Here is a 21,976-nt window from a genome sequence, read left to right as displayed (position 1 = left end):
TCCCTGTCGACGGAGAAAAAACAGAAGCTTAGCTATTAATGCTACAGAATCTTGTTATATAACGTCACACTACTGCTGACTAAACTCTATCATATCAAGAGTTAAGATATGGCTTGGTGAACACGCCTTTCCCTCTCCACTTACAAAAACATAACCTAGCGTTTTTTGCGCTGTATATGCCGTAAGCAAAGATGAAATTAGCGCTGTGTTATCATTATTGACTTTGGCATGCATACGATAATGATAACCACCCTCACATGCATTTAACGCCGGAGAGAAACGAACATAAGTGACATTGTTAGCTACACGTAAGCTCTGAACTTTAATTGGTCCTGATTGATAAACCTGAGCATGGGATACGCTACATAATAAGAAAAGAAAACATCCGATGACCAATTTTTTCAAAATTAACCCCTCTATTTCATGTTTAATGTTTGATTTATGATGATGTATTTGTAAGAGTGCCGGTTTAGATCTGTTGCTAAGCCTTTGCACCGTCCACAGAAGGTGCTTACCCAAAATGGGAGCGACAAAATACCACTAGGAGACCTCGCCTTCAAGCCTCCTGCTCACAATAGAAAACGGGCCTTACTGGAAATATGGATAAAACATCCATCATGAGGTTGTTGCGGGCACATGCTCCAGCAGACTTCCTGTAAGCAAAGCAGAACCCTCGTTGTGTAGACTTAATTTGCCCCATCAGGTGCATTGAGTGTGAACTTAGGCTCAACGGCGTATCATCTGTGCAAGAATTTTGATTTAGATGCCTTCGAAGGGCAATTTTAAGTGGCCGTGAATGTTATTTCTTGCTCTCAGTCCAGTATTTTGCCCAAGCCCTGAGCCCATGCTCTCCAGCAATGAAAAGGCAGAAAGTTACCCCAGCTAAAACCCACATGGACAGAGAGTATATATAAACGGCTACTCCGACAATAAGTGCTGGAATGATGATAAATAGAACCCAATAAGATAGGGTTATGTACTTTTCTTCCATGATTGTGCCTCCTTTTCTGAAGCGTTTATTAGGCATTGAACCTAGCTACGATAGATTTACACTCGGACAAAGAGATCTTCTTTGCCCACCTAATGGACTGCTGAATTTCTGGCTCATGCCGATAAAGCGCTTCTTGCGACCAATATTGTCTTGGAGCGCCGATTGGCAAATGGTCGACTTCCGAAGCGACCCCTGTGAACGCCAGAAAGTCTTTGTCATCTTCTGGTAGACCAACCTCAAACCTAAGCGAGGATAGCTCAATTGCTCCCTCTAAATAGTGAATAGAGCCATCAAGCATTCCGATCGCCACATTGGCGGCACGCTTGCGCTGTTTCTCAATGTATTCTTTATGACGCATTTTCATAGGGTGCTTAACGTCCAGCACAGCGGATGGCAAAGCTGGCACATAATTGCGCAGCAATTTGAGTGACAGGTTTAGCAGCCTGTTGTTGCTGCTTGTTAAGCGCTTCTCTATTTTTCATAGTACACAGCTGTAACCCAACTGTATTCTAGTTTGTTTTTTGAGCACCAACCTGCAAAGTCTAAGTTCTTTTCTTCTGCTTTCCACTTTTGATAATCGGTATACAAAGATGAATAGTATTGATGTTCTTTGATGATATTTTCATGAATATTATCCCTATGCTTGAGAATAAACGCCGCACTTTCTGATATAACTCGTTTGGCATAATCTAGCTCGATGACAAGTCCACTGGGTAAGTGATGCGCACCAAAATCAAGGATTGAAACATATTCATTTGCTAGAAGGTTTATAGCCTCAATATTCCCAGGTTCAGAAGCTAACGCCGATTTAAGCAATTCTTCATTGCTTAGTTCTCCTAACTCTTTAAATATTTCATCGCCAAAGCCACATTCATTAGCTCGAACAATATATGTAATCTCTCGAGCTAAGCCTGCTTTTAAACCTTGAACTAAAATTGGCAAAATACACTTCACAAAAAGTGGTTGCTGAATTCTTGTTTCACTGAATTTAGTTAGAGCATCATCAAAAAGAGATAAAAGAAATTCTTTCATTCGGTGTTTGTTACCATTTTGAATTTCTTCAATTACAGTCAATAGCGCCTTATTGGCTTGCTTCCTAAGGCCGCTATCTTTGAGCTTTTCGTAATTAGCCCATTCTTTCTCAATTTCTTTAGGAGGAACAATATTCATACTCACCTGTGCTTAACAGCTTATTGAAGTGAATGCCGGTTAAGCCCTGCCCCTAAGGCTCGCATAACCCACCGCTCAATTCATTTATTCATGTTAATAACAATAACAGCTTCCTTCAAGTCTATAGCTGTCCATAGAAAAAGAGACTTGGTATTAACGAGGCTTACGGCTTGTAAAATAAGCTCCAGCACTTAGAACTGTATAAATATACAAAAAAGTCGAAAAGGCGTATATCTTCAAATACACGAGTTTTGAGTGAAAGCCCTCGAAAACGATGGTCGATTCAAGCAGTAGCATACTGAAGCGATGTTCAAAGTGAAAGTGTTTAATAGAATGGCTATGCCAGGTATGTCTGATTATCAGAGGAAAAGCTGAACCACAGTGTTAGCCAAGCTACCAGGATTTGATCAACAAGGCCAACTTTGGCTACAAATTGGCGTGAATAATACTAATTAAGCACACCAATTTTATAACGATAAAATACTAGTTTGTATATCTATCACAAGCACCTGTGTTACATGTACCATCTGTAATGCATGGGCCACAGCCTGATACTTCAATAGTATACAAGTCATCGTTATCGTCATCATCATCTCTATATCTGCCACCGGCAACATTAATTGTCATAGCTGATGGCAATACACCAAGGTCTTTTGATAAATGCTTAAGTTTCTTTTTATTTAAATTAAAATTCACTTTATTTTCCTTTTTCAATCTATTTTTACGACCAAACCGACCGCAAAATCAACCTAGCAAAACAAAATAGACTAGTCAAACCTTTAATAAAAATGCATTTTATTCTATTGCCTACTCCTCATAAAATTAGAAAGAAAATATTATAGTTTTCTGCAATAATTGATACAGAAGACGACAATGAAAAAATCACGCTCTACCGAATCACAGATTATTGTGGCAAGTGCGGCGAGTACACCACCTAAAAATACCCGATATGCTAATCCGCCTTTACTCGCCCTTACGTCCAGTGAGCTTAACCGCATACAAGTTTTGAGGAGGGAATCTGTGAAAAGTACTAAACGGTATAGTGAAGCGAAACCGAGTAAGCTGTTAGGCAGTACCTGAACTTAATGCGTTTGTATGAATAATTGTCTCATCAATTTTACTTTCTTTATCTGTTTCGGTTAAATCGAGATCCAGGTTTTAGCATTACAATAGTTCGATGAAGTGTAAGCTCCCCTGTTAAGGGGCTGGTAATGTTTGGCTAAAATGCGTAGCACAAAATTTTTTGGGGTGCTCAAAATAATACTTGCATAGAATCATTTTCTCCACCCGGCGTTCTTTGGTTAAAGCACTTTTTATAAGTAATTTATTAAGACAAATAGGAAAATCCCAAAAACTACGAGAGAACAAATTAGGGTCTCAATACTCATGCATATATAATCCATCACTAACCCATCTTCATGCGGGTAATTATATGGATACCTTCCTAATGTTACGATCTTACAAATAAACCAACCTGCGCAATAGCAAACTGTATTGATTAGAAAGCCTACAATTATTCGTAAAAAAATTTGTAGAGTAATTTCGAACACACGACCTCGTATTGCCTCTAACACCTTGCTTTGGGGCGACCAATTGAATGGTTTAAACACCCAGTGGAGGGCCGAAGTCCCGACGAGCACTTGAGCAACTTGCTAAAAGTTGCCTGCTAAGATGCCCACCATGATTAATAGTGCCAAACCTAGCATGAACCAGTTTCCGAACTTACGACTGGCATTAGATGCTTCGGCGCTGATAGGCTGCATTGGAAGTAACGCTAACTCACAGAAGCGACCTGCCAGCCAAATGAAAGGTATAACCACTAAAACATAAATATTATTGCTGAGAAAGCATACATAAATTGTCAGCGCTATTGCCAGCCAGGAAACTAAAAACGGCCAGGCTGATTGAAAACCAAATCGATACTTTGAGTGAACGTAACTCAGCTTGCCGCAACTACTACAATTTGCCGGCATATCAGAGCCGCACCAAAACTTGGCCCAGATACTTATTCCTTTATTCTGACAGTGCGGGCACTTAAACATAGGGACCTTTAACGCCCTGTTAAGGTGTGAGCAACGCAATACCGAAGCTGCCGCTTACCACTTTAAACACTAAACGCAACGCATAGTGAAAATGCCACTCGTTGCGAATCACTCTTAAACAGTTTGTTATGCGCTTACTTAGTACGCATAGGTAGGTGCAGCCCTTGGAATCTCTACCCACTCATTCTCACTTTTTTCATGGAAAACAGTGACAATATTGATATCAACGGTTCCTTTTTTCGAAAACTTAACCCTTAGCGGATGAGTCGGAGTTAAAGTGGATGTCATAGGACGAATCAAAATGCCATGAGCACTACCATTTGGGGAAGTGAATGCGTCTTTGTTGAAGCCTCCAACGAATGGTTGCCCATTCGCCATTTCCCATTTAATGTCCTGTTCTGCGTTGGATGTAACAAATACAAAGCTAGCATTAGGTTCCATAAGGTGCGATGCCTTAACAGCAACTTCAATTTGTGTGTCATCTACTTTAGTTTGTGTAAATGATAGGTTTGAGAAGCCTTGGTGTTGTGGAGTAAAAGAAGCATTACCCTGCGTAACACTTACAATCTGTGCAATAGCGGCTTCAAGACCCACAGTGTGCATATCAATAAAGAGGGTTTGCTTAAGTAGTGATGGCATATCAGAACCATCAATTCTTACCGGTATAACTCTAGTTTTTCCTTTAGATGCTGAGTACAAGGCATTTTGCCATTCTAATTTCACCATGCCACTAGCAAGGCTGTTTTTAGATACAAAGAAAAAAACAAACTCTGGTGCTTCAAGCCCTTGATTCATTTTATCAATGATCCCTTCACCAGGCTGAATTGACCAAGAATCATAGAACACTTCATTTTGACCAAAGATACTAGCAAGTTTTAGAGCAACTGCTTCTACCAAGGGCTTGTCATTATGATTGTGACTAAGGAAAATTTTATGTCCCACTACGGTATCCTTCTAAACGTGATTTATCTTTTACGGTCAACATTTTACCTGAAAACCTGAACAAGCGAAGTGCTCTAGCGCATAACAGTGTATTAGCGTGAATGCCGGTTAAACCCCGTCCCCCAAAGCTCAACCAACTCACTGCCAAATTAATTTATTCATTTTAATAACAATAACCTACCACCATGACCCCTTGTCTTCAAGTCTATGGCCGTCTGTAGAAAACGAGACTTGGTATTAACGAGACTTACGGTCTCGTTATGTAAAGCTACTAGTTCTATGAATTTCATGTACTTAAAAATAGGTGTGGCATAAACGAGGCTTGAGAATTCGGAGAAAGCGAGAAATACGACTGATAAAATGAGCTCCATTACTTATACCAGTATAAATAAACAGAACATATGAATTCTCAAAAGGGCTTTATGTACGCGCACCAAAACCAGTGGCCGGCCTCTAGGCTGCTCTTATAAAATAGCCCAACCTTTTCCTGCGGTAGGCATAATCAGCCATGCTCAAACCCATTGAGTGTAGGCTGAAGATAAACGACGTTTCATATGCACACGAATTTTGGGTGGGTGTACTCGAAAAATGTCTTGGTTGATGCTATGGGGATTTGCTTTTGATGAGTGACTTTTGTTCTAAACCATATCTGGTTTAAACCGTTACTTCGTGACTCAATCCCTGCCTGAACAACGTATTTATGAGTAACATTAGACCCACTTTTTTCCTATTTGGCAAGGTGGTGGCACTTCCTGGTTTTCTCTACCTGCTTGTTGTATTGGCTGTGTGGTCATCACTGCTGTACTCATTTATTTGGCAGACACACCACTTGTTGTGACATCTTCTCTTGGGTTTGCTTTCGTGTGGAGTGTAAGCAGATCCCGGCTCGCAAATGTCCGGGATGACGGAGTTGTTTGTCAGCTTTGCTCTTAGCGAGACTATGCGGCTCGGTATGCGAAGGACTTTGTACGGACACCAACCATAGCGCTATCTCATCCTCTCTTAGGTCTGCTTCCGTATGGTGTGTAGGCAGCTCCCGGCTCGCAAACTTCCGGGATGACGGGGCTGATTGTTAGTTTTGCCCGTAATGAGCCACAACGGCGTGGTACATGGCAGGCTTTGTGCGCATATCAATTCTAAACTAGTGCTTTGCACTCCCCCTCCCCCGCCAGTCTCATCTTTGAGCCTAGTCCCAAATTAAATCCCAAATATGGGACTGAGAAATTTCAAAAAACTCAAAATCATTAAATATCAACAAGTTAAAAACTGGCACAATGCCTGCTATGTTACTCTCAAATTGTTCTTATTCGACCAGGAGTGAAAATGGACATTGCAGTAACAACAAAAAAGACCAGGTCTTTACGTACTACAGTCATAGTGCTTATCGCGCTAGTGGCGCTGGCCTTGGGCGCATACCAAGTGTGGCAGTACTCTCGTGCGGAGCTTACGCTCAAAGCCAACTCTTTAATCATTAATCAGGTTAAAAGAGGCAGTTTCACGGTAACCGTGCGTGGTAATGGCGTGCTGGTTCCTGAAAATGTGCAATGGCTGTCGGCCAGTGGCGATGCTAAAGTAGAGGCGCTGCGGTACAAGCCAGGACAAGAGGTACGCCAGGGCGACGAGATTGTGCGCTTAACGAATCCGCGTTTAGAACAACAGTTGGCTGAGGCCAAGTGGGAGTTCTCTGCGCTGGAAGCCGAGCACCAGGCCAGTGATTTGGCTGAGCAAGCCGCGATTGCACAACAACGCGCCGATATGCTCAATGCCCGGATGGCAGTTGATGGTGCTGAACACGAATACCAGGCGCACCTTGAGTTAATTGAAACCGGCGCGGTCTCAAAACTGGACTTTCAGCGCGCCAAAATTGCCCTTGAACAGGCACGCCAGACACTGGCATCCAGAACAGAGCAAATGGCTGAATCGGCGAAAAGCTTAAAAGCGCAGCAACACGCTCGCTTTGCCAGACTCAACCAGCTAAAAAACCGGGTGTCGCGCATTCAAACGCAAGTGGATGAGCTGAGTGTCCGCGCCTCCATTGATAGCATTATTTTAGCGCTTCCCGTTGAAGTTGGTCAGCATGTCAGCATGGGCAGCAATATTGCCAAACTGGCCGACCAGGGAGCGCTCATCGCTGAGCTGCAAGTCCCTGAGCTACAAATTCAGCAAATTAAGGTGGGCCAGAAGGTCACCATTGATACCCAAAATAATCAGGTCTTGGGCCAGATCACGCGTATCGACCCTGAAGTTGTGCAAGGCAATGTGCAGGTCGATGTTGCCTTTAGCGAGCCATTACCGAGCGATGCGCGCCCTGCGCTTAGCGTCGATGGTGAAATCACCATCGCAGAGCTTGATAACACACTGTACGTATCACGACCCTTATTTACCCAAAGTCAGACCCAATCCAGTATTTACAAACTCAGCTCAGATGGTTTAATGGCCACGCGTACAGCCGTGCAACTCGGGTTGGGCTCTGTCAACTATGTACAAATTATTCAAGGACTTGAAGAGGGTGATCAGATAGTCACTTCTGATCCAAGCCGCTTCGAAAGTTATAACCAATTTAGAATCAACTAGGAAACCGCCATGACTCAGCCTGTATTAGCATTAAAAAATCTCAGTAAAGTCTTTTTCTCTGACGACCTGGAAACCCATGCACTGAACGATGTCTCACTGCAAGTACACCAGCAAGAGTATATTGCCATTTCCGGGCCATCTGGTTCCGGCAAGTCGACCCTGTTATCCCTGTTAGGTCTGCTGGATACGCCAACCTCGGGGAGTTATCAGCTTGCAGGGCATGAAGTGGGCAATATCAGCAAAACAGAGCGCGCACAGATACGCAACAATCAAATTGGATTTATCTTTCAGTCTTTTAACTTGATCAGTGATTTAGATGTGATGGAAAACGTCGAGCTCCCCCTGACCTACCGTAAAGATTTGAGTAAGTCACAGGTTAAGCAAATGGCTGCTGACGCGTTAGCCAAGGTCAATATGAGCCACCGTACTAATCATTACCCGTCGCAGCTATCAGGTGGTCAGCAGCAACGTGTTGCCATAGCCCGCGCCATCGCCGGATCGCCCAGCTTAATTCTGGCGGATGAACCTACCGGAAACCTGGACTCTAAAAATGCCCACGATGTGCTGGCGCTGCTTGATACACTTCATCAGGAAGGGGCCACCATTTGTATGGTAACGCACGACCCGCGCTCCGCCGAGCGGGCACAACGCAAAATTGAAGTGCTTGATGGCCGGATCATTGCCGATCACAAGACGCAAGCTGCACAGCCTGAGCTTGCAGACGTCGTGCACAGTTAAGGGGAAGATGATGAGTATTCGCAGCGATATCAAATATGCCTTGCGCCTGCTGGCAAAAAAGCCCAGCTTTAGCGCACTCACCGTGTTTGTCATGGCAACAGGTCTTGGCTTGAGTGTTTACCTGTTCTCATTTATGAATACGATGCTATTTAAGCCATTGCCCTTTGAAGACGGTGAGCACTTAATTGAGCTCACCACCTCAACCAATGGCCAGCGTAATTTTGGTGACTTTAATATTCATGATTTTGCCGAGGTCGAAGCGCAGTTGTCCGGAGCCAGTGAGTTTAGCGCCTATCGTAGCGCTATTGTTAATATTGCCGGGCGTGACGGTGCACGCAGATACCAAAGTGCAGATGCGCGTGCCAATTTGTTTGAACTCACCCGCACCGCCCCGTTGTTAGGCAGAACATTTACAGCCGAAGAAGACAAGGTTGGCGCGCAGAATGTGGTGGTACTGGGTTACGATATCTGGCAAAACCATTTTGGTGCAGATCAGGAGATCCTGTCACGCAGTGTGGATATTAACGGCCAGCCTTATCGTATCATTGGCGTGATGCCAGAGGGCTATTACTATCCACGCCGGGCTCAGCTTTGGCGGCCTCTGCGCGATAATCCGCAGCAAGTCTCGCGGGATCAAAACGCGCAGGTAACAGGATTAGCACTGAGAAAACCAGGCGTATCAATTGAACAACTCGACAACGAGCTAACGCTGATCATGCAGCGCCTGGAGCAACGTTACCCAAAAACCAACTCAGGCCTGAGCGCGTATGCACTCACCATGCACCAGTCAACCGCGGATGGCGGCATGTCGGTGGTTTATGTTATGCATACCGCAGCGATCCTTATCTTAGTGCTGGCGTCTGTCAATGTGGGTAACTTGTTATTGTCACGCGCCGTAGAGCGCTCTCAGGAAACAGCCATTCGCGTTGCACTGGGCGCACCAACTGGAAGGTTACTGAGTCAGCTGTTATGGGAAAGCTTGTTGATCTGTGGTTTGGGTGGTTTGATTGGACTATTGCTCGTTGGCTGGGGATTAGAAATAACGCAAACGGTCACCAATCAGTTCTTTACCGACAGACCGCCGTTTTGGTGGGACTTTGGCATAGACGCATACACCCTGAAAGTCTTTTTTGGTTTCCTGGTGGGTACCATTTTTGTCACCGGCTTTTTGCCCGCATGGCGCAACATTAACGGCGACTTTAATGCGGTTCTGCGCGATGGCACGCGCGGTGCGCTGGGCAAAGGCGCTGGTAAACTCAACAAAGCGCTGGTGATTGGCGAGGTATTTTTATCCATCACCATTTTGATTGTTGCTGCTGTGATGATCTCAGCAAGCTATAAGGCCACTTATGCAGATTATGGTGTTAATACCCAAAATAAACTGGTTGGGCAAATTACCCTGCCTGCTGAACAATATCAGACGGATGAGCAAAGACGCCAGTTTGTACAAACGCTTCAAGCCCAGTTAGATGCCCAAAGTGGGTTTAGCAGCAACATGCTTACATCGGCGTTACCGGGTTTTGGGGATAAACGCCCCGCTGTTGCCGTAGCCGGTCAGGAATATGGTCAGCAAGGTTTATCCAGCTACCCAAGAGCCAACCAGATAGCCGTAGTCCCGGGTGCATTGCAACACTTAGAGGCAAAGTTACTCGAAGGCCGTCTTTTTAGCGACTCAGACAACGCCGAGGATAAACGTACCGTGATTGTCACAGACAGTTTTGTACAGCAGTACATGAATTCGGAGCAACCGGTTGGGCAACGCGTGCAGTTTATTAATGAAGATGGCAGCAAAGGCCCGTGGTTTACGATTGTTGGTGTTGTTAAACATGTCGTACAAACCATGCCTAACAGAGACAAAGCAGTGAGGACTCCGTCCGTCTATCTGCCTTTTGCGCAATCGCCGCGCGCCTCTGTTTTCATCAGTGTGCAACTGCAAAGCGACACACAGAGTGCTAAAACCGCACTAACCCGGGTGGTAAATCAGATTGATCCGCAGCTGCCTGTGTTCAATATCGCCACTTTGGATGATCGCCTCACGCAACGTGTTGCACCACTGAGATTTGTCGGGGGCGTATTTGTGCTGTTTGGTTTAGCTTCGCTGTTACTGGCTGCCAGCGGCATTTACGGGGTAATGGCCAACACCATTTCGCAGCGCACACAGGAAATAGGCGTAAAACGCGCGCTCGGTGCCAGCGAAAATCGTATCACCGTTGAGTTTTTGCTCTCTGGTACCACACAGTTGCTGCTCGGCGCCGTGCCCGGACTGGCAATCGGCTTAGCACTGGGATACGCCATGTCGGTGCCCATTGGCGTTGAGTTCTTCGATGTAGCAGTAACTGCGGTCGTGCTCACTGGCGTACTTAGCCTGGTGGTATTGCTGGCAACCTACCTGCCTACGCAACGCGCACTCAGCAATGAGCCAGCGCACGCGCTTCATAACCACTAATACACCCGCAACTAAGCGCAGCTTTTTATATATTCGCTGCGCTTTTGTTGTACACTGAGTTCACTTAAGCGGTTGATAACAAACATTTATGAACGACCCAATTTTAATTCTTGATGACGATGAAGGCATCAGACATGCATTGAGCCTGCTGTTGCTGGAAGAAGGCTACGCCAGTTTACAGGCCAGTTCGCCAGATCAGGCTACACAACTGCTCAAACAGCATACCGTTAGCCTACTGATCTCGGATTTAAACTTTACTCAGGATACCACCTCCGCCCAGGAAGGGCTGGCATTGATAGAGCAAATTAGAGCTGACGATGAACATTTGCCAATCATTGCCATTACCGGTTGGGGGAGTATTGAGATTGCAGTTAAAGCGATGCAACTGGGTGCCAATGACTTTGTTCAAAAGCCATGGGAAAACGAGCGGTTACTGACGATCATTCGCACCCAGCTACAGCTTGCAAAAGCCCATAAACGCACCCAAAAGTTAGCCGTTCACAATCAGCTGCTACAAAATGAGCTGGGTGTTTTATCAGGCCTGATTGCCCATTCCGAGCCCATTAAACAGGTTCTGTCGACTTTGTCTCAGGTGGCCAAAAGCGATGTCAGTGTGCTGCTAACGGGAGAAAATGGCACAGGAAAAAGCCTGTTTGCGCGGTATTTACATGATTTATCGCCCCGAAAAGACGAGCAGCTGATCAGCGTAAATATGGGCGCAGTCAGCGAAAACTTATTCGAAAGCGAGATGTTTGGCCATGTGAAAGGTGCTTTCACCGATGCCAAGTCGCACCGCATTGGCCGCTTTGAGCTGGCCGATGAAGGCTCGCTGTTTTTGGATGAAATTGCCAATACCCCTTACTCTCAACAAGCCAAGCTTCTGCGCGTACTCGAAGAAAGGCAATTTGAAAAAGTCGGTGCCAGTAAAACACAGTCAGTCAATATTCGTTTAATTACCGCCACCAATGCCAACCTGGATGATGCCGTGCACGAAGGTAGTTTTCGAAAAGATCTGCTCTATCGCATTAATACCGTACAGGTACATATTCCACCCTTGCGAGAACGCCAGGCCGATATTCTGCCGCTGGCGCAGCACTTTTTGCGGCGCTCAATTGACAAATACGCGGCACAGGGGCGTGTTTTAACGCCGCAAGCACAAAATGCCCTGCAAGCATACCACTGGCCTGGTAATGTCAGAGAGCTGGCTCACCTGATGGAGCGGGCACACATTCTGGCACCCACCGAGCAAATTGATGTCACGCACCTCAATTTACCTTCACAGCAGCCGCGCCAGAGCGCCGCATTCACTGAAGGCACAGAGCAGGAACCACTGATGACCCTGGCTGAGCTGGAGCAAAAAGCCCTGGAACGCCGTATGTCGCACTTTCAGGGGGATGCCGTTGCCGCTGCGCACTCCTTAGGGCTGAGCCGCAGTACCTTTTACCGGCGTTTAAATAAAACAGGTAAATAATACTTATGCCTAAGTCAGCGTCATACGAATCTCAACTTTGCTATTTGTACCTTGCCAGTGCAGTGCCATTGCTCTTTTTGCTCATTATCACTATGTTGCTCACCGACATATCGGTGTGGCTGGTGGCGCTGTGCGCATTGCTGGGCGTGATAGTGCTGACCTGGAGTACCTTGTATATCAAACAAAAAGTAGTGTACCAGCTGCGAACCCAAACCAATTTGGTAGAGGCCCTCGCACAAGGTGACTACACACTCAGAGCACACACAGGCGCCCATGAAAATGAATTAACGCCTCTGTTTAATGCCATCAATCGACTTGCCGAGCGTTTGAGTGCACAGCGCTGGCAATCAGCGGAATCTCAGCAGCTGGTGCAAACCGTACTTGAACATATCGATGTGGCGATTTTAGCCATAGACGACCAGCAGACCATTGCGCTGTCTAACCCTGCTGCACAAACCCTGTTCGCACTGGATGACACTCGCACAAAACAGGCCCTGCCTAAGGCACTGGCCGCAGTCAGCCAACTGGCGTCGGGGCAAAGCCAGGTAATTGAGCTGCCCGTGGCACTACAAACCAAGCGCTACAATGTGCATGCAGAACAATACCTAAGTGAAGGTAAAGCTTATAAACTGCTGTTTATTACCGATGTGCACTCATTACTACGCAGCGAAGAGCGACACGCCTGGCAAAGGCTGATCAGAGTGATGAGCCATGAGATAAACAACTCACTCTCTCCGATCACGTCTATTTCGCAAACCTTAGCGAAAATCGTCAACAAACGCTGCGAGCCAGCCATTCAGGCGCCGCTCACCGAGAACTTAAACTTTATTCAGCATCGCGCCGGCGAGCTCAGTAAATTCATCGAAAGCTATAATCAACTGGCCCGACTGCCAGAGCCAGAGCGCAAAACCTGCTCACTACATGCGCTTATCGCTAATTGCCAGAAGCTCTTTCCACAGTGTGAATTCAATCTGCTCAATGCACATGACCTGTCGCTCGGTGTCGATCCGGTGCAGTTCGAGCAACTGTTTATCAACCTGTTTAAGAACGCCTGCGATGCCGCAGAGCAGGCCAATGTCAACTGCCAGATAGAGATTGACTGGCAGCTTATCAATCAGCAAGTACGCATTACCATTTGCGACAATGGCATTGGCATTAAAAACACCGACAACTTATTCGTGCCCTTTTACAGCACCAAGCAACAAGGCTCAGGTATTGGCCTGGTACTTTGCCAGCAGATCATTGAGGCCCATCAGGGACGTTTGTCTTTGCACAATCGCCAGACGCAACCCGGGTGCTGCGCAGTACTGGCGCTGGAATATTCATAGTGGATTAGTGTTATTTAGGTGAGGAGTGAAGTTGCGTGCTACATTGCGAGGGCAACCAACTTGACACTGTCATCCTCTGCATATCAATTTTGAATGGGTGTTTTACTAAAATCGATGCTCTTTATTGGTAATACCAGCTTCAGCTGCGCCGGAGGCGGAGTATTTTTGTGTTAATATTTGAGCATAGCGAGTAATACAATAACGCCGAAACTTCGGCGTCAGACTGGAAGCGCTTGTTAAGTACGGGCCCTATTTGACCACCACAAGTTAATAAACGAAGTAATTTGATACAACCAAATACCAGGAATAAATATGCCTAATAACGTGATTAGTGACATTGACCAACTAGACATGCTCTCGAATGCAATTGTAAATATTGCCACCTGAATAGTTATAGCAAAAATGACCCATTTCACACTAATCAACAACCTTTGCCATTTAAAGAACCAAATAATCGAATAAACAAGAAGTATCGAAGCTACTATCAATAAAATCCAATCCAAGACTTTAAAAAATAACATTTTTTGATATCCCTTCTTTTCTTTTAACTTCCATTCGGTCTCTAGCTTTTCAATAGATTGGTCTGCGATGCGATTTAATACTCCGCGAGGATATTCATTCTGCTTAGTTTTTTCAGAATAGAGGCGATACTCCTCTATATTTGAGAACATATACGAATTTGACAACAGCCTACTACGTAATACCATTTCGTAAACCCCATTTTCACCTCTAAACTCGCTATTGCGAATTTCGAATTCAAAAATCTCTTTAACCAAAACTGGAGGTTGCTCAATGGTCGGTCGCCTTGAGCAATGAGAATGTGCACTGACTTCAACTACATATAAAAAATTTTTACAATCTCCTTTGTTGCACTCAGCAAAAACCCTATCTTGTGTGGAGGTACAAGAAAGAGCCACAACGTCATTAGAAAATAAAATGACAAAGATTGATAACAACCAAAATTTATGATTCATATGTAGCACTTATCGCCTCGCTTAACCGGCGCAAAATAGCAGGCTAAACTACGCGAAAAATGAGCGCAAGCCTACTAATTACGCCCATTGTTTAATTAAATTATTGTGCGTCTTTTAAAGAGTACGTTGTTGTGTCAAGTCCTGCATAAGACCTTTTATATATTCCTTCAACATCTCGAATATTTGTATCTATTTCAGCAAAGCTGTCTTGATTTATAAAAATTTTAAAACTGTAACCTTGCGCATTCTCTATATAAAAAACATCAAGCTGAAAAAGCGCTTCTGTACCTACCTCTGTTATGCGAACTATTTTCTTATTTTCATTACCAAATTCATAATAAGTTAAATGAACAAATATTAAGCCTTTATCATCCTCAAAAAACTCTAAGTCTAAAGAAGTTTTATTGAGTTCATTCAGTGGTTTTTCGATCAGTTCAGATTTATTAAAACCAAAATATTGCTCTAAAAACACAACTGAAAGTAACAGATTGTGAACAGGGGTGCTTTTAGAGCTTTTTGTTAACTTAATTGACCAGCTATTATGCTCATAACCCAAAGCAATAAGATTAAGTTTTGCGTCTGTCAGAGGAAGTATTTTTTTCGTTCCAGAATCACAACCTAAAATGATCACAACTAAGAAAATGAAAATAAGTTTTAAGAACTTCACGGTATCTAAAACTCCTGACGCAAAACGCCGCGCTTTGCGGCTGATTTTTGACCGAAGCGAGAAAAACAGTCCGACAACAGCGCCTTGTTAGCAGTTGCCAAGCTGAACCTCACCAGATTCAAGCACACCGACAATAAAACTGTTATATGGATCTTGACCATCTTCGTTTATAGCCCATTGCCAGTCTACGATTTCATTGTCAGTTGTGAAGAGCAAATTCACGCCATTCTCGAAGCTTAGCTCTAGGCTTGAATCAGTTTTTAATGATACAGAAGTTACTTTTTTGCGAAGCGTGGATGTGAGCATTATGCTCTTTGCCACATCTTCTTTGTCTATTGCTTCGACCGCTGGTTTAAAGCTAGAAAGCTGTTCATTTAAATATTCTTCTTGGGGCGCAACAATGCGTTGGGAAATAAGCCAAAACTGATCAAAATACAAATCAAATGTATCACCAAGGCTTACACGAGAATAGAAATTCCCTAGCAGCTTATCCTCCAATATTTCGACTATGTTCATACTTCCCCAAGACTGCTAACAATGTATTAGTGAGAATGCCGGTTTAAGCCTGTTTCCAAGGTCCTTACAGCCTACTACTAAAACAGTTTATTCTTATTAATAACAATAACCTACCACCTAAACCCCTTATCTACAAGTCTATAGCTGTCTGCAGAAAACGAGACCTGGTATTTGCGAGACTAACGGCCTCGCTATGCAAAACTGCTAATGCGATAAATTTCATAAACTTAAAAATAGTTATGGCATAAACGAGACTTAAAAGTTCGGAGAAAGCGAGAATTGTGGTTCGTAAAAGTTGCGGGGGCTTTGTATAGACATCAACTTTAGATCTGTCTCACCTTTTCATCAGTTTGCTTCAACGTGGTGTTTAAGTAGATCCCGGCTCGCACGCATCCGGGATGACTGAGTTGTTTGTCAGCTTTGATTGCACCCTGAACAAATTCTGCGTTATCCGCTAACGCAAAAAAGCGCCAGGCGATGCTGGCGCTTTGCTGCGACTTAGGGCCTTAGAAGCCCGAATTCTGCGGCATGTTACTGGGTGTTCTGATTAGCTCATGGCAAGTGCGGGTGTTGCTTTCGCAGTTGCCCTAGCTTTAGCCTTACGTGACTTGCGACGTGTCGCAAGTTTTACGTAGAAGGCAGGTAATACAAACAAGGTAAATAAAGTGCCTACCATCATGCCTGCAACCAGAATAATACCTATGCTGTTACGTGCCCCAGCACCTGCTCCGGTTACCAGCATCAATGGGAAGTGACCCAACACCGTTGCTGCAGTAGTCATCAGGATAGGACGTAACCGGGTTGCTGCTGATTCAACCACAGCATCCAGTTTACTGCGCCCTTCCTCTTGTAAATGATTCGCGAATTCCACAATCAAGATACCGTTTTTCGCAATCAAGCCTATCAAAGTGATTAAACCAATCTGAGAGTAAATATTCATCGTTGTCAGCTCAAAGTAAGACAGTGCCAGTGCGCCCATCATTGCCAGCGGTACGCTGCCCAGCAAGACCACCAGCGGATCTCTGAAGCTGTTGAACTGAATGCTCAGTAGCAGATAAACAATCACCAAAGACACTGCCATGACACCCAGCAGGCTGTTGCCTTGCTGTCTAATCTGTCTTGATTCACCCGCGTAATCAATCATGTAAGAAGGAGGCAGCACTTCTTTAGCCGCTTCTTCCAGCGCCGTTAGTGCCGCTTCTTTGGTTGAGCTTGGCAGCACACCACCGAAAATACGAAACGCATTCTGTTGACCAAAGCTGCTCAGCTGACGCGGTACCGTGGTCCAGTTGATTTCAGCAATGGCAGACAAAGGAACCATAGTGCCGTTGTGTGCCTTAATTTGCAGGCTCAGTAATTTCGACGGATCCGTTTTTATCTGGCTGTCCACCACAGGGATGACCTGGTAGGCCTTACCTCTGGCATCAAAGCGGTTTACATAGTTGTTCGAAAGCAGGATACCCAGCTGACGGCTGACATGGGCCAGGTCCATACCTAAATCTGCAATTTGTTCACGCTTCAGGGTTACTTCAATTTGTGGCAAGTCAATCTTCAGGTCTGTGTCTGCATACAGGAAGTGACCACTGCCAAACGCTCTGCCTATCAGCTGATCGGCATACTGTTTCATTTCTTCATAACTGGCTGACGACTTGACCACCATTTCCACATCAAACTGACCCGCAGTCGGTAAAGGGGATGGCAAAATTGGCAGCGGATTAATACCCGGTAATTGTGCCAGACGACCATATACCTGGGGGATGAGTGACATCGTTGTATAGTCACGCTCCGATGCGCTGATAAACTCTACCCCACCAAACGCACTGTTAGTGAAGATGTTTTGCCACATCTGCGTTGTGCCCGGCATTTCCAGTAAAGTATCAACCACACCATGCATATTGTCTTCGTTATAGGTCAGTGATGACTCAGGCGGAGACTGTACCAGTACATAAATCTGGCTTTGATCTTCAACCGGGGCTAACTCTTTTTTCGAGCCGGTGAAAAATGGCACGACCATCAGGCTTAATACCATGGCGCCCAGCAAAATTTGATTACGCCAGTTCAATGAAGCACTCAATACCGATTTATACTTTTTACGTAGCCAGTCGAACCCACCGTTTACTTTGCGTGTCAGCTTAGTTTCTTTACCACCCGGAGGCGTTACATAAGCACTCATGATAGGCGACAAGGTCACAGCAACAAATCCGGAAATCACAACAGCAATGGCCAGTGTAAAGGCAAACTCTTTAAATAAGATCCCGGTCAGCCCTGAAAGGAAGCCAATTGGCAGGTATACCATCGCCAGTGTCAGCGTCATCGAAACAATGGGCACAAACAGTTGTCTGGAGCTTTCCAGTGCAGCCTGTAACTTAGGCTTACCTTCACGAATGTAACGCGAAACATTTTCGACTACGACGATGGCATCATCCACCACCAGGCCAACTGAGAGCACGATGGCCAGTACCGTAAGCAGGTTCATTGAGAAACCGACCACATACATGGCTGCAACCGCGCCAAGAATTGAAATTGGAATGGTCACTAGCGGCACAGCGGCACTTCTGAATGAGCCCATCATGAACAAGACCACAGCACCCACCAACACAACCGTTTCAACCAGCGTCTTAAAGATTTCGTTCAGTGCATCACGCATATATAAGGTGCCGTCGTAGGCATAATTGATGCGGATGCCATCAGGCAGGGTTTCATTGATTTCGTCGGTCATCGCATATAAGGCATCACCAATGGCAATTTCGTTTGCGCCTGGCAGCGGCCAGACCGAGATATACACGGTATCTTGCTGGCTTAAACGTGCACTAATAGTTGGCTGCTCAGAACCCAGTCTGACAGTGGCGACATCGCGCAGATAAATGGTTTCGTTGTTCGACTGTCTGATAACCATGCGCTTGAATTCATTTAAGTCTTTCAGCTGGGTGTTGGCGACCAGGTCAATGCGTTGCTTGCTGGTCTCGGTAAAGCCCAGAGTGGCAATCGTGTTGTTTGCAGCCAGTGCGCTGTAGACTTCGTCAGCGCTCAGGCCAAATGCATCCAGTTTCGCTGAGTCCAGGTCAACTCGCAGCGCCGGGGTACGGCTACCTTCTATCGCGACACGTTGTACACCCTCAATGCCATTAAGCACTGGTGTAACCTGACGTGATAAATAATCCGTTAGCTGAATAAGCGACACGCCTTCATTTTCAATATTCAGATAGAACAAGGCATGGGGTCTGTCAGCGCGTTGCACAGTCACAACCGGATCTTCGGATTCTGACGGCAACATGTAGCTGACCTGGCCCAGCCGAGCAGTCAGCTCAGCCAGCGCCTTGGAACTGTCTTCATTCAGATTCAGATACGCAGTTACCGTACTGACCCCTGCCGTTGTGGTGGATTCCACATAGTCAATGCCAGGGACCGTGGCTGTTACACGCTCTATGGGTTCGGTCACAAATCCTTTTACTGTATCTGCCGATGCGCCGATGTAAGTGGTCGAAACCACCAAAGACGAACTTTCAATTTTCGGAAATTGCAGGACGGTGATCTTCAACACAGACCATAGCCCACCGATGCAAATCATGGCAGATAACACCACGGCCAGCACCGGCATAGTTACAAATCTATCCATAAAGTGGGCTTTATTTTTCATAGCGAAACTCCTTCTTTCTGAGTGTCTTCCATTGCAACAGACTGTTCGGGTTGCTGAGGCTCTGAGACAAACGTTTTCAGGCCGCTGCGCAGTTTGAATGCACCCGCGCTGGCGATCAGGCGGTCTTCCTCAAGGCCATCCGTGATCATGACCATGTCGCCCAGACGCTCACCCAGCTCGACCTGCTGACGTGTTGCTCTGAGTGTGCCCTGCTCGTCTTTTTCCAGCAGATAAACATAGTCACCCAGTTGGTCCTTAACGATGGCCAGATAAGGGACCGCAATGACTTCCTGATTAGTGCCTATCGGCAAGCTGATCTTAACCAGCTGGTTCGTGTTTAGCTGCTCAGTACGCTCGATGCGCGCACGGTATTTCAGTTGTCTGGACGCTGCTGTCATACCTGGCTCTACCGATTCAACGTAAGCCACTTGCGGAGCTGCGTTGTCGCCAACCAGAGACACGCGAATCGGCGTATTGATCGCCAGTGCCTGATACGTTTGTGGTACCGAGAAGTCCACCCACATGTGCTCCTGCAATCCAACCATGTTGGTCAGTACAGTGTTAGGTGCCAAATATTGGCCGACTTGCAGGTCGTGTATCCCAACATATGCGGTAAACGGTGCCTTGATGACTTTTTTATCAATACGCGCTGTGAGTAAATCGACCTGTGCGCGGAACTCAGCCAGCTGCGTAATGGCTTCTTCCAGTTGCTGGTCGCTGAACTTTTTGCGCTCGTGCAGGTTACGATAACGGACCAGCGTGCTTTCCTGCTGCGTGACGCGCGCCCTGGCCGCGGCCAGTTGTGCCAGCTCTTCTGCATGATCAATCTCTAACAGGGGCTCACCTGCTTTGACTAAGTCGCCCGACTTAAAGTGCAACTGAGTGATTTTACCCGATACCTCATTCACCAGATTGATGGTTTGTGGTGCTTTAATCACGCCACTGATATCTATGTATGACTGATACGGTACTGTCTCTACACGCATCGCTTCTACCGTCGCGGCTTGCTCTGAAAACTCGGTATTACGTGCTTCGATCATGCGCCCTTTAAGGGCAATACTGCCTACTACCAAAGTGGCAACAACACTTGCTGTTGAAATCCAGGGTTTAATATTCATGACTTTCTCCTTTTCCTTTACCTTGGGGAACAGCCCGAAGGCTGCTCCTGAATCAAACTTTGCAAAAAGATACATCAAGCAAAGAATCTTTATATAAAGATATATGACCAAAAAAATTTGTCAATGTCTTTTGTGCGTATTTCCTTATGCTGCGCTATCGTGCTCACGCTGCTTTTGATTTGCATGTGCTACAGCCAGATAGCCAGCCACACGTGCCGTGTTAATCAAAACCGCGGAGTTGGCTTGTGCTGAACGACCATTGGTGACTTTATCAATGGCTTTCATGATGTATTTAGTGACCGCATTACCACTTACACCTTCGGCCTCAGCGGCACGCACAGCATCATTAATCGCTTCATTGACTTCTTCACTGTCAATCGCATCTTCCTCGCGGGTAGGCGTTGTGATCACCACGCTGCGTCCTTCATCTAAGCGCCATTGCGTTTCAATAATTTCGGCCAGCAAATCAGCATCATCGATACGTTGTGGTGCTTTAAAGCCACTTGAACGGCAGTAAAAAGCAGGAAAATCATCAAACTGATAAGAGATCACGGGGACGTTATGGGTTTCCAGGAACTCCAGCGTCAGGCCTAAATCCAGGATATTCTTAGCACCGGCACACACCACTGCAACACGCGATTGAGTGAACTGGATTAGATCCGAAGAAATATCCATAGTTTCCTGTGCACCACGGTGTACCCCGCCAATCCCTGCCGAAGAGAAGAAGTCAATGCCCGCAATCTCTGCCGCGATTAGCGATGAGGCTACGGTGGTTGCACCCAGCTGTTTCTTGGCCAGTACCACAGGTAAATCACGAGTACTTACTTTAGGAATATTGGCCGTTGTTGCGAACAGCTCAATTTCTTCCTCGTTCATGCCTATCAGGAATTTACCGTCTGCAATACCTATAGTGGCAGGCACAGCACCCGATTCGCGCACCGCGGCTTCAACTTTTAATGCAGTCAGGCGGTTATCCGGATAATCCAGTCCATGTGTAATAACATTAGATTCCAGTGCGACAACAGGTTTGCCTTGTCTCAGGGCCGCTTGAACTTCTGGCTTAATAACTAATGGGATTGATAAGTTGTTCATAATTTTGTCCTTTTCATAATTCGTAAATTTAGTAATTCGGAAATTTAATCAGTTTATCTTTTTGCGCCGTAATTAACGGCTGGTATACGTTTTGCTGCCAGTCCTCAGGCACTTGAGGACACAAGGCAACTGAAATCACTTCTTCACCGCAATTGAGCTCTTTGCTCAAAATTGCCGTAATGGTTTGTGCAATGGCTTCTTTTGCTATGTCAGAAACCGGGCACGCAAAATAATGAATATCTACATGTGGCATGGTTTTTCTCCTTAAAT

The 21,976-nt window shown here is 45.6% G+C and carries 18 protein-coding genes; 5 read left to right on the top strand and 13 right to left on the bottom strand.

Features of this window, described 5'->3' with window-relative positions; translation table 11 throughout:
- Positions 1-69 precede the first annotated feature (69 nt).
- The 6 genes from QNM19_RS16070 to QNM19_RS16040 all read right to left on the bottom strand — a co-directional run bounded on the left by QNM19_RS16070 (position 70) and on the right by QNM19_RS16040 (position 5,145).
- Entirely contained in the window at positions 70-405 is a 336-nt protein-coding gene (locus QNM19_RS16070) for a hypothetical protein (protein ID WP_156202382.1), read from the bottom strand.
- A 394-nt stretch (positions 406-799) separates the two neighbouring features.
- Complete coding sequence (locus tag QNM19_RS16065; RefSeq protein ID WP_049865568.1) at positions 800-991, bottom strand: hypothetical protein; 192 nt, start codon at positions 989-991, stop codon at positions 800-802.
- Between the two features lie 28 nt (positions 992-1,019).
- Entirely contained in the window at positions 1,020-1,388 is a 369-nt protein-coding gene (locus QNM19_RS16060) for a DUF2489 domain-containing protein (protein WP_284026925.1), read from the bottom strand.
- Between the two features lie 74 nt (positions 1,389-1,462).
- Positions 1,463-2,161 carry a hypothetical protein gene (locus QNM19_RS16055; RefSeq protein WP_049865570.1) on the bottom strand — a complete coding sequence of 233 codons (699 nt, stop codon included), beginning with the start codon at positions 2,159-2,161 and terminating at the stop codon, positions 1,463-1,465.
- Between the two features lie 483 nt (positions 2,162-2,644).
- Positions 2,645-2,857, bottom strand: coding sequence for a hypothetical protein (locus QNM19_RS16050; RefSeq protein WP_049865571.1), 213 nt, complete (start codon positions 2,855-2,857; stop codon positions 2,645-2,647).
- 1,484 nt (positions 2,858-4,341) lie between these two features.
- The gene (locus QNM19_RS16040; RefSeq protein WP_049865572.1) at positions 4,342-5,145 is read right to left on the bottom strand and encodes a toll/interleukin-1 receptor domain-containing protein; all 804 of its coding nucleotides are present in this window, start codon (positions 5,143-5,145) and stop codon (positions 4,342-4,344) included.
- A gap of 1,323 nt (positions 5,146-6,468) precedes the next feature.
- Here QNM19_RS16040 and QNM19_RS16035 point away from each other — a divergent pair.
- The 5 genes from QNM19_RS16035 (at position 6,469) to QNM19_RS16015 (ending at position 13,702) form a co-directional block, all read left to right on the top strand.
- Positions 6,469-7,719: an efflux RND transporter periplasmic adaptor subunit gene (locus QNM19_RS16035; protein WP_049865574.1), complete on the top strand. Its 1,251-nt coding sequence runs from the start codon at positions 6,469-6,471 to the stop codon at positions 7,717-7,719.
- A gap of 9 nt (positions 7,720-7,728) precedes the next feature.
- Positions 7,729-8,457, top strand: a complete 729-nt coding sequence (locus QNM19_RS16030) for an ABC transporter ATP-binding protein (protein ID WP_284026924.1) — start codon at positions 7,729-7,731, stop codon at positions 8,455-8,457.
- Between the two features lie 10 nt (positions 8,458-8,467).
- A complete protein-coding gene (locus tag QNM19_RS16025) occupies positions 8,468-10,903 on the top strand; it encodes an ADOP family duplicated permease (RefSeq protein ID WP_049864441.1) in 2,436 nt (811 codons plus the stop codon).
- 88 nt (positions 10,904-10,991) lie between these two features.
- On the top strand, positions 10,992-12,374 hold the full coding sequence (locus QNM19_RS16020; protein WP_284026923.1) for a sigma-54-dependent transcriptional regulator: 1,383 nt from the start codon (positions 10,992-10,994) through the stop codon (positions 12,372-12,374).
- 5 nt (positions 12,375-12,379) lie between these two features.
- On the top strand, positions 12,380-13,702 hold the full coding sequence (locus QNM19_RS16015) for a sensor histidine kinase (protein WP_049864442.1): 1,323 nt from the start codon (positions 12,380-12,382) through the stop codon (positions 13,700-13,702).
- 236 nt (positions 13,703-13,938) lie between these two features.
- Here the strand turns inward: QNM19_RS16015 and QNM19_RS16010 are convergent, their stop codons facing one another.
- From QNM19_RS16010 to QNM19_RS15980, 7 genes are all read right to left on the bottom strand, one after another.
- Entirely contained in the window at positions 13,939-14,676 is a 738-nt protein-coding gene (locus tag QNM19_RS16010; RefSeq protein ID WP_284026922.1) for a hypothetical protein, read from the bottom strand.
- Between the two features lie 100 nt (positions 14,677-14,776).
- On the bottom strand, positions 14,777-15,343 hold the full coding sequence (locus QNM19_RS16005; protein ID WP_284026921.1) for a hypothetical protein: 567 nt from the start codon (positions 15,341-15,343) through the stop codon (positions 14,777-14,779).
- Between the two features lie 87 nt (positions 15,344-15,430).
- Entirely contained in the window at positions 15,431-15,859 is a 429-nt protein-coding gene (locus tag QNM19_RS16000; protein WP_284026920.1) for a hypothetical protein, read from the bottom strand.
- Between the two features lie 547 nt (positions 15,860-16,406).
- A complete protein-coding gene (locus tag QNM19_RS15995; RefSeq protein WP_049864446.1) occupies positions 16,407-19,496 on the bottom strand; it encodes an efflux RND transporter permease subunit in 3,090 nt (1,029 codons plus the stop codon).
- Positions 19,493-20,614 carry an efflux RND transporter periplasmic adaptor subunit gene (locus tag QNM19_RS15990; protein WP_049864447.1) on the bottom strand — a complete coding sequence of 374 codons (1,122 nt, stop codon included), beginning with the start codon at positions 20,612-20,614 and terminating at the stop codon, positions 19,493-19,495. Before QNM19_RS15990 ends, QNM19_RS15995 begins: the two co-directional genes overlap by 4 nt.
- Positions 20,615-20,758: 144 nt before the next feature.
- Positions 20,759-21,706 carry a pseudouridine-5'-phosphate glycosidase gene (locus QNM19_RS15985; RefSeq protein ID WP_010386798.1) on the bottom strand — a complete coding sequence of 316 codons (948 nt, stop codon included), beginning with the start codon at positions 21,704-21,706 and terminating at the stop codon, positions 20,759-20,761.
- Positions 21,707-21,734: 28 nt separating this feature from the next.
- Positions 21,735-21,959 (bottom strand): tautomerase family protein, encoded by a 225-nt coding sequence (locus QNM19_RS15980; protein WP_010386797.1) that lies wholly within the window; start codon positions 21,957-21,959, stop codon positions 21,735-21,737.
- Positions 21,960-21,976: the final 17 nt, after the last annotated feature.

Origin of the sequence: Pseudoalteromonas ardens (genome assembly GCF_030125445.1) — a bacterium.
GTDB lineage: Bacteria > Pseudomonadota > Gammaproteobacteria > Enterobacterales > Alteromonadaceae > Pseudoalteromonas > Pseudoalteromonas ardens.
This window is presented reverse-complemented; position numbering and strand designations above follow the sequence as displayed.

Bases quoted from the DNA above. Each gene is read 5' to 3' on its own strand.
- QNM19_RS16065 (WP_049865568.1), bottom strand. From the start codon at position 991: ATGGAAGAAAAGTACATAACCCTATCTTATTGGGTTCTATTTATCATC.
- QNM19_RS16055 (WP_049865570.1), bottom strand. From the start codon at position 2,161: ATGAATATTGTTCCTCCTAAAGAAATTGAGAAAGAATGGGCTAATTAC.
- QNM19_RS16035 (WP_049865574.1), top strand. From the start codon at position 6,469: ATGGACATTGCAGTAACAACAAAAAAGACCAGGTCTTTACGTACTACA.
- QNM19_RS16030 (WP_284026924.1), top strand. From the start codon at position 7,729: ATGACTCAGCCTGTATTAGCATTAAAAAATCTCAGTAAAGTCTTTTTC.
- QNM19_RS16025 (WP_049864441.1), top strand. From the start codon at position 8,468: ATGAGTATTCGCAGCGATATCAAATATGCCTTGCGCCTGCTGGCAAAA.
- QNM19_RS16020 (WP_284026923.1), top strand. From the start codon at position 10,992: ATGAACGACCCAATTTTAATTCTTGATGACGATGAAGGCATCAGACAT.
- QNM19_RS16015 (WP_049864442.1), top strand. From the start codon at position 12,380: ATGCCTAAGTCAGCGTCATACGAATCTCAACTTTGCTATTTGTACCTT.
- QNM19_RS16010 (WP_284026922.1), bottom strand. From the start codon at position 14,676: ATGAATCATAAATTTTGGTTGTTATCAATCTTTGTCATTTTATTTTCT.
- QNM19_RS16000 (WP_284026920.1), bottom strand. From the start codon at position 15,859: ATGAACATAGTCGAAATATTGGAGGATAAGCTGCTAGGGAATTTCTAT.
- QNM19_RS15995 (WP_049864446.1), bottom strand. From the start codon at position 19,496: ATGAAAAATAAAGCCCACTTTATGGATAGATTTGTAACTATGCCGGTG.
- QNM19_RS15990 (WP_049864447.1), bottom strand. From the start codon at position 20,614: ATGAATATTAAACCCTGGATTTCAACAGCAAGTGTTGTTGCCACTTTG.
- QNM19_RS15985 (WP_010386798.1), bottom strand. From the start codon at position 21,706: ATGAACAACTTATCAATCCCATTAGTTATTAAGCCAGAAGTTCAAGCG.
- QNM19_RS15980 (WP_010386797.1), bottom strand. From the start codon at position 21,959: ATGCCACATGTAGATATTCATTATTTTGCGTGCCCGGTTTCTGACATA.